Source organism: Pseudomonas floridensis, assembly GCF_002087235.1.
GTDB lineage: Bacteria > Pseudomonadota > Gammaproteobacteria > Pseudomonadales > Pseudomonadaceae > Aquipseudomonas > Aquipseudomonas floridensis.
Genome location: NZ_MUIO01000039.1, coordinates 57,755 through 64,632, shown reverse-complemented (window position 1 = coordinate 64,632; position 6,878 = coordinate 57,755). Strand labels below are relative to the sequence as shown.

The following is a 6,878-nucleotide window of genomic DNA, read 5'->3' as shown; positions in this document are numbered from 1 at the left end:
GCACCGATCAGTGCGCCTGCCGATTCATGACGACACAGGCGCACTGATCGGTGCCATTGGTTTTGCGCTGTTCGATCAGTTGCAGACCCTGTCTCCCCTGCTGACCCGCTACCTGAGCATGCAGCAGGAGCTGGCCACCACCCGCTCGCTGCTCAAGGCCCGCCAGGCCAAATACAGCTTTGCACACTTCATCGGCACCAGCGAAGCCTCGCTTGAAGTCAAACGGCGCGCCCGACGTAGCGCGAGTGCCGAGTCGCCCGTGTTGCTGTTGGGGGAAACCGGAACGGGCAAGGAATTGCTGGCTCATGCCATTCACAATGCCTCATCAAGGGCCAACAAACCGTTTGTCAGCATCAACAGCGCAGCGATCCCGGAAACGCTTCTGGAAGCGGAGTTCTTCGGCACGGCACCCGGCGCGTTCACCGGTGCCGAGCGCAAGGGGCGTCCCGGCAAGCTGAAAATCGCACAGGGTGGCACGTTGTTTCTCGATGAGATCGGCGATATGCCGCTGGCGTTGCAAAGCAAGCTGCTGCGCGTGCTGCAGGAAAAAGAGTACGAGCCGGTGGGCTCCAATGAAGTGCATCAAAGCGATGTGCGCCTGATCGCTGCTACCTCATCGGACCTTGAAGCCGCGATCGCACGCGGCGAGTTCCGCGCCGACCTCTATTACCGACTGAATGTGTTGCCCATCAACGTGCCGCCTCTGCGCGACCGCCTCGAAGACCTGCCAGCGCTCAGCGAAGCCATTCTCGAAGAACTGCGTAGCCACCATGAGCTGGAGCACGCGGCACTGGGCGTCCTCGCCCGGCACGCGTGGCCGGGCAACATCCGTGAACTGCGTAACGTGCTGGAGCGCGCGGCGCTGCTCAGTGACGATCCGTTGTTGACCGCCCAGGACATTCACGCCGCCATTGGCACCCTGACGCCGTTGACCGCGCCTGCCGTCATCACGGGCGGCCCGCTGCTGCAGCAGGAAACGTTCAGCGAGGCACGCCAGCGATTCGACCGGCAATTGATCGAATCCACCTTGCGTCAATGCGCAGGCAGCGTGGTGCAGGCCGCCAGTCAGTTGGGTATGGGCCGCTCGACGCTCTACAAGAAAATGGCACTGCTGGGCATCGCCGAATCCCAATAACGAGACTCCAGTCTCTTTTTAGAGAATCGGCTCCATGCCTTGATCTTGAGCATTCGCTTGAGGCGCTTGAGCAAAGGCGAGCTGGACGGCACACCTGAATTCTCTATTTGTGGACGAAACTCGCGACTTTTGCCCGCGCGAGTTAATAAACCCCTTTACTTTCAAAACGTTGCGTTTGTGGCACGAATCCCGCAACACACGCTCGACGGCACGCGGGTGCCTCACCCAAAACAATAACAACAGGAGACACCGATGAGCGTTCTCATCGCACTGGCAGCCCTTGCGCTGCTGATGTTGGCTGCCTACCGCGGCTACAGCGTCATTCTTTTTGCGCCCATCGCTGCGCTGGGTGCGGTGCTGCTGACAGATCCCTCGGCTGTGGCTCCCGCCTTCACTGGCGTGTTCATGGACAAGATGGTCGGCTTCATCAAGCTGTACTTTCCGGTGTTCCTGCTGGGCGCGGTGTTTGGCAAGCTGATCGAGCTGTCCGGGTTTTCCCGTTCCATCGTTGCCGCAGCCATTGGCGTGCTGGGTACAAGTCAGGCCATGCTGGTAATCGTGCTGGTCTGCGCACTGTTGACCTATGGCGGCGTTTCGCTATTCGTGGTGGTGTTTGCGGTGTATCCGTTCGCCGCCGAAATGTTCAGGCAGAGCAACATTCCCAAACGCCTGATTCCGGCCACCATTGCGCTGGGCGCGTTCTCATTCACCATGGACGCCCTGCCCGGCACACCGCAGATCCAGAACATCATCCCCACCACCTTCTTCAACACCACCGCTTGGGCCGCGCCTTGGCTGGGACTGATCGGGACGGTTTTCGTGTTCTGTGCCGGCATGCTCTATCTGCAGCGCCAGCGCAACAAGGCCCAACGCGCAGGCGAAGGGTATGGCACGCAATTGCGCAATGAGCCGGAAACGGCAGCCGATCTGAAGCTGCCCAATCCCTGGCTCGCGCTGTCGCCGCTGGTGGCGGTCGGTGTGATGAACCTGCTGTTTACCTGGTGGATTCCGCAGTGGTACGGCAAAACCCACACGCTGGCGTTGCCTGGCATGGCTGCGCCCGTGCAGACCGAGGTGGCTAAGGTAACGGCTATCTGGGCCGTCGAGGCCGCACTGCTGGTCGGCATCCTGATGGTGTTGATCTTCGGTTTCCGTGCCATTCAAAGCAGGCTGGCCGAAGGCACCAAGAGCGCCGTCAGCGGCGCACTGCTGGCCGCCATGAATACGGCCTCCGAATACGGTTTTGGCGCAGTGATCGCTTCACTGCCAGGTTTCCTGGTACTGGCCAACGGCTTGAAAAGCATCCCCAATCCGCTGGTCAACGAAGCGATTACCGTCACGCTGCTGGCCGGCATCACCGGGTCTGCCTCAGGCGGCATGAGTATCGCGCTGGCCGCCATGTCGCAAAACTTCATCGCGGCCGCCAACGCCGCGAACATTCCGCTGGAGGTCCTGCACCGGGTCGCGGCGATGGCCAGCGGCGGTATGGACACCCTGCCGCACAACGGCGCGGTGATCACCTTGCTGGCGGTGACCGGGCTGACTCACCGCGAAGCATACAAAGATATTTTCGGCATCACTTTGATCAAGACGCTCGCAGTGTTCGTCGTGATCGCAACGTTCTATGCCACCGGCATCGTTTAAGGAATCCATCATGAATCTGCAAGGCAAGACCGCTCTGGTCACGGGCTCCACCAGCGGTATCGGCCTGGGTATCGCGCTGCAACTGGCCAAGGCCGGTGCCGATGTGATCCTCAACGGGTTTGGCGATACCGCCGACGTGATCGCCCAGGTCAGACAGTCTGGCAGAAAGGTCGGTCATCACAACGCCGATGTCAGCGATCCGGCCCAGATCGCCGACATGATCGACTACGCCAGCCGTGAGTTCGGCGGCGTCGACATTCTGATCAACAACGCGGGGATCCAGCACGTGAGCAGCGTCGAGGACTTTCCGGTCGAGCGCTGGGATGCGGTACTCGCCATCAATCTGTCCTCGGTGTTTCACACCACGCGGCTCTGCCTGCCGGGCATGAGCAAAAAAGGCTGGGGCAGGATCGTCAATATTGCCTCGGTGCATGGTTTGGTCGGCTCGACCGGCAAGGCGGCTTACGTCGCCGCCAAACACGGTGTGATCGGCCTGACCAAGGTGGTCGCTCTGGAAACCGCGTCCACGCACATCACCTGCAATGCCATCTGCCCCGGCTGGGTGCTGACGCCGCTGGTGCAGCAGCAGATCGACAGTCGCGGCGGCGATACCGAGCAAGCGCGCTATGGGCTGTTGGCGGAAAAGCAGCCATCACTGGATTTCGTCACACCGCAACAACTGGGTGAGCTGGTGCTGTTCCTGTGTAGCGACGCGGCGGTTCAGGTCCGCGGCGCCGCCTGGAATGTGGATGGGGGCTGGTTGGCCCAGTGATGGGTGCAGAACGACCTGGCCACCGTCCGAGAATCAGCTTTGACCAGGCGGCTCGTCTTCGACCAGGCCCCACTCGGACATATTGGGTTTGGTTGCGGCAGTCGGTGCGGCCGGGGCGGTGGTCACTGTGGTCGCCCCGCCCTCGCCATGCAGCTTGAGGCGCAGACGCACGTTGTTTTGCGAGTCGGCATGTTTCAGCGCCTCCTCTTCGCTGATCGCGCCTTCTATTGCCAGGTTGAACAGTGCGGTGTCGAAGGTCTGCATGCCCAGGCTGCCGGATTTCTCCATGATGCCCTTGAGCTCGGTGAGTTCGTTACGCTGGATCAGGTCGCGAATGGTTGGCGTGCCCATCATCACTTCCACCGCCGCCCGACGCTTGCCGTCCGGTGTCCTGACCAAACGCTGGGAAACGAATGCCTTGAGGTTATTGCCCAAATCGTGCAGCAACTGAGGGCGGCGCTCTTCGGGGAAGAAATTGATGATGCGGTCCAGCGCCTGGTTGGCGTTGTTGGCGTGCAGCGTCGAGATCGCCAGGTGCCCGGTGTCGGCAAAGGCCAGCGCGTGCTCCATGGTTTCGCGATCCCGGATCTCGCCGATGAGAATCACATCCGGCGCCTGACGCAGGGTGTTTTTCAGCGCCGCCCTGAAGCTGCGGGTGTCAACGCCTACTTCACGCTGGTTGACGATGGATTTCTTGTGCCGGTGGATGAACTCCACCGGGTCTTCGATGGTGATGATGTGGCCGCTGGCATTGCGATTGCGGTAATCGATCAGCGCTGCCAGCGAGGTCGACTTGCCCGAGCCGGTGGCGCCGACGAACAGCACCAGGCCATGCTTTTCCATGATCACATCGAGCAGGATCGGCGGCAGGTACAGGTCTTCGAAGCGGGGAATGTCCAGCTTGATGTTACGCGCGACAATGGACACTTCATTGCGTTGCATGAAGATGTTGATCCGGAAGCGCCCGATGCCGGCGAGCGACACGGCCAGGTTCATTTCCAGTTCGCGCAGGAATTCAAGCTTCTGCTCCTCGTCCATCAGACCTTGAGCGATCTTCGCGACTTCGCCTGGCTTCAGGGTTTCAGTCCCCAAGGGCTTGAGCACGCCATTGAACTTGGCGCAAGGCGGCGCTCCGGTGGAAAGATAAAGGTCCGATCCGTCCTGGCTGGCCAGAATCTTCAACAACGCCGGGAAATCCATAATCACTACCGTACGAAAACTGGGTGGAAAAACGTGTGCCTGTGCGGCCTTTCATCGCTCGAGCGCCAGACGCAGCAGGAAAAGGCATAATGGCAGCCTTTTACAGTTGGTGATATTGCGACATGAAAGCCCAAGCCCGCCACATTCTGGTGAAGACTGCCGAAGAGGCCGAACAGCTCAAGCAGCGCATCGCCAAGGGCGAAGCCTTCGATGTGTTGGCCAAGAAGCATTCTAGCTGCCCCTCCGGCAAACGCGGCGGCGATCTGGGCGAAGTCCGGCCGGGACAGATGGTCGGGGCCATCGATCAGGTGATTTTCAAAAAACCGCTGCGCACCGTGCATGGGCCGATCAAGAGCAAATTCGGCTATCACCTGGTGCAGGTGTTTTACCGGGATTGACGAAAACGGCCCGCCTGCGCGAACGCAGACGGGCCGTTTCGGTTGCCATGTCGATTACTTCGCGGAAATCGCGCTGTCGACCAGTACCTGAGCTTCTGCGACCAGACGCTGCAGATGATCTTCACCGACAAAGCTTTCGGCGTAAATCTTGTAGATGTCTTCGGTGCCCGATGGGCGCGCCGCGAACCAGCCGTTTTCGGTCATAACTTTCACGCCACCGAACGCCTGATCATTGCCGGGTGCATTGCTCAGAACCGTTTGGATCGGCTCCCCGGCCAGCTCGGTGGACGTGACCTGCTCTGGCGACAGCTTGCTCAGCAACGCCTTCTGCTGAGGGTTGGCCTTGGCATCGACACGTGTCGAATAAGGCTTGCCCAGTTGCTCGGTCATGGTCTGGTAGTGCTCGCTCGGATCATGTCCGGTACGAGCGGTGATCTCGGCGGCCAACAGCGCAGGAATAAGGCCGTCCTTGTCGGTGGTCCAGACCGAGCCATCACGACGCAGGAATGAAGCACCGGCGCTTTCCTCACCGCCAAAGCCAAGCGAACCGTCGAACAGGCCATCGGCAAAATACTTGAAGCCTACCGGCACTTCGTACAAACGACGCCCCAGCCGGGCAGCGACACGGTCGATCATGCCGCTGCTGACCACGGTCTTGCCGACGGCCGCATCGGCACGCCAGTCAGGGCGGTTCTGGAACAGGTAATCGATGGACACCGCCAGGTAGCTGTTGGGCGTCATCAAGCCGCCGGTCGGGGTTACGATGCCATGGCGATCGTGATCCGGGTCACAGGCGAAGGCGACCTGATAGCGATCCTTGAGACCAATCAGGCTCTGCATGGCATGGCTGGAAGACGGGTCCATCCGGATCTGGCCGTCCCAGTCGACGCTCATGAAGCGGAACGTTGGATCGACGAATTTGTTGACCACATCCAGGTTCAGACCGTAGTGCTCGCCAATCGCGGTCCAGTAGTTGACCCCTGCACCGCCGAGCGGATCGACACCAAGGCGCAGCCCGGCATCACGGATGGCGTCCATGTCGATGACACTCTTCAGGTCTGCCACGTAAGTGTTCACGTAATCATGACGGTGAGTGGTGTCGGCACGCAGGGCTTTTTCGTGGCTCATGCGCGACACGCCCAGCACGTTTTCAGCCAACAACTCATTGGCCTTGTTCTCGATCCACTTGGTGACATCGCTGTCGGCCGGGCCGCCATTGGGTGGGTTGTACTTGAAACCGCCGCTCTGTGGCGGGTTGTGCGATGGCGTGATGACGATGCCGTCCGCCAGGCCCGATGTGCGGCCGCGGTTGTAGCAGATGATCGCGTGAGACACAGCCGGTGTCGGCGTGTATTCGTCACCTTGCGAAATCATGACGTGTACGCCATTGGCCGCCAGCACTTCGAGCGCCGTTGCCGCTGCGGGCGTGGACAACGCATGGGTGTCGGCGCCCAGAAACAGCGGTCCGTCGATGCCCTTGGCCTGACGGTAGAGGCAGATCGCCTGGCTGATGGCCAGAACATGCCACTCGTTGAAGCTCAGCTCAAACGATGTACCACGATGCCCGGATGTGCCGAACGCAACGCGCTGGGTCGCAACCGACGCATCGGGCTGACCGGTGTAGTAAGCCGTGACCAGTCTCGGGATATCGACCAGTAACTGCGCAGGTGCCAGCTTGCCGGCGAAAGGACTGAGACTCATACAACCTCCGTGGATAAAAAGGGAATTC

Annotated in this window: 6 protein-coding genes; 4 read left to right on the top strand and 2 right to left on the bottom strand. The window is 60.5% G+C overall.

Going from position 1 to position 6,878, the window contains the following annotated elements; all coding sequences use genetic code 11:
- The 3 genes from BZK31_RS11765 to BZK31_RS11755 all read left to right on the top strand — a co-directional run.
- On the top strand, positions 1-1,135 hold a 1,135-nt coding region (locus BZK31_RS11765), incomplete at its 5' end, for a sigma-54 interaction domain-containing protein (protein WP_083182836.1).
- 252 nt (positions 1,136-1,387) lie between these two features.
- Positions 1,388-2,779 carry a GntP family permease gene (locus BZK31_RS11760; protein ID WP_083182827.1) on the top strand — a complete coding sequence of 464 codons (1,392 nt, stop codon included), beginning with the start codon at positions 1,388-1,390 and terminating at the stop codon, positions 2,777-2,779.
- 10 nt (positions 2,780-2,789) lie between these two features.
- Positions 2,790-3,551: a 3-hydroxybutyrate dehydrogenase gene (locus BZK31_RS11755; protein ID WP_083182825.1), complete on the top strand. Its 762-nt coding sequence runs from the start codon at positions 2,790-2,792 to the stop codon at positions 3,549-3,551.
- Between the two features lie 33 nt (positions 3,552-3,584).
- On the opposite strand, the gene BZK31_RS11750 is transcribed toward BZK31_RS11755, so the two are convergent.
- The gene (locus BZK31_RS11750; RefSeq protein WP_083182823.1) at positions 3,585-4,751 is read right to left on the bottom strand and encodes a PilT/PilU family type 4a pilus ATPase; all 1,167 of its coding nucleotides are present in this window, start codon (positions 4,749-4,751) and stop codon (positions 3,585-3,587) included.
- 122 nt (positions 4,752-4,873) lie between these two features.
- Between BZK31_RS11750 and BZK31_RS11745 the strand changes: the two genes are divergently transcribed.
- A complete protein-coding gene (locus BZK31_RS11745) occupies positions 4,874-5,149 on the top strand; it encodes a peptidylprolyl isomerase (RefSeq protein ID WP_004879573.1) in 276 nt (91 codons plus the stop codon).
- A 54-nt stretch (positions 5,150-5,203) separates the two neighbouring features.
- Here the strand turns inward: BZK31_RS11745 and pgm are convergent, their stop codons facing one another.
- On the bottom strand, positions 5,204-6,850 hold the full coding sequence (gene pgm / locus BZK31_RS11740; RefSeq protein ID WP_083182821.1) for a phosphoglucomutase (alpha-D-glucose-1,6-bisphosphate-dependent): 1,647 nt from the start codon (positions 6,848-6,850) through the stop codon (positions 5,204-5,206).
- Positions 6,851-6,878 lie beyond the last annotated feature (28 nt).

What these genes read in the sequence shown, in the direction of transcription:
- BZK31_RS11750 (WP_083182823.1), bottom strand. Translation starts at nt 4,751, where the DNA reads ATGGATTTCCCGGCGTTGTTGAAGATTCTGGCCAGCCAGGACGGATCG.
- pgm (WP_083182821.1), bottom strand. Translation starts at nt 6,850, where the DNA reads ATGAGTCTCAGTCCTTTCGCCGGCAAGCTGGCACCTGCGCAGTTACTG.
- BZK31_RS11745 (WP_004879573.1), top strand. Translation starts at nt 4,874, where the DNA reads ATGAAAGCCCAAGCCCGCCACATTCTGGTGAAGACTGCCGAAGAGGCC.
- BZK31_RS11755 (WP_083182825.1), top strand. Translation starts at nt 2,790, where the DNA reads ATGAATCTGCAAGGCAAGACCGCTCTGGTCACGGGCTCCACCAGCGGT.
- BZK31_RS11760 (WP_083182827.1), top strand. Translation starts at nt 1,388, where the DNA reads ATGAGCGTTCTCATCGCACTGGCAGCCCTTGCGCTGCTGATGTTGGCT.